The sequence below is a fragment of the Chitinophaga sp. GbtcB8 genome (assembly GCF_019091455.1).
GTDB lineage: Bacteria > Bacteroidota > Bacteroidia > Chitinophagales > Chitinophagaceae > Chitinophaga.
In genome coordinates, this window is record NZ_JAGXJN010000091.1 from 1 (window position 1) to 1130 (window position 1130).

Here is a 1130-nt window from a genome sequence, read left to right on the forward strand (position 1 = left end):
TACAACAGCACCAATTAAGCTCGGTGCTGTTAAGCCCACCTGCTCGTTCATGTTGGCGCCATCCATCGATACCTGTCCGCCGTATTCGTGAATAGTATTGCAAATGTCTTTTACACTTTCTTCATACACGCCGTAGGTAGAAGGGTAGGTGATCATGATACCTGCCAGGTCATTGGCATGCGCCTGTGCTTTGGCTTTCAGATCATCTACATCTATATAACCATTTTCCAGGGCTTTTACTACTACTACCTTAAAGCCCGCCATTACTGCAGATGCGGGGTTGGTACCGTGTGCAGAAATGGGAATGAGCATGATGTTGCGATGGCCTTCATTACGGCTTTCGTGATAAGCGCGTATCACCAGTAAACCGGCATACTCGCCCTGGGCGCCACTGTTGGGCTGCAGGCTGCAGGCATCAAAACCGGTGATCTGGCAAAGGTATTCGCTCAGCTCCTCTGTGATCTGTTTGTAACCGCCCGTTTGATCTTTAGGTGCAAAAGGATGGATCTTGCTCCAGTGCGCCCAGCTAAGGGGTATCATTTCCGTAGCAGCATTCAGCTTCATGGTGCAGGACCCCAGTGAGATCATGGAGGTGTTCAAAGAAAGATCTTTGTTCTCCAGCATTTTGATGTAACGCATCATCTCTGTTTCGCTGTGGTGCGTGTTAAACACCGGGTGCAGCAGGTAAGGAGAGGTACGTGCCAGGGAAGCCGGTATAGCCGCTGCTTTTGCAGTAATGGTCTTAGCGGTTACCTGGCCGGCATCAAATAGCTGCAGAATGTCGTTCACATCCCGGATGGTAGTAGTTTCATCCAGCGCAATACCAATGGTATCAGCGCCAAAGTAGCGGAAGTTAATGCCTGCCTGTTCTGCTTTTGGTTTGATGCTTTCAGCAGATGCTTTTACTACCAGGGTATCAAAGAAGTGTTTGTGCTGTACGGTGATGCCTTTGGCCTGCAGCTTTTCTGCTATGGCATTGGCCAGCAGCGCTGTGCGGGTAGCAATGCGCTCTAAGCCCTGCGGGCCATGGAACACTGCATACATGGCGGCCATATTGGCCAGCAATGCCTGGGCGGTACAGATGTTGGAAGTAGCTTTTTCGCGTTTAATGTGCTGCTCGCGGGTGTGCA

At 50.6% G+C, this 1130-nt stretch carries 1 pseudogene; it reads right to left on the bottom strand.

The annotated features are described in order from the left end of the window. Positions 1-1130: pseudogene (locus tag KVT36_RS31505) on the bottom strand (beta-eliminating lyase-related protein); the annotation flags it as partial.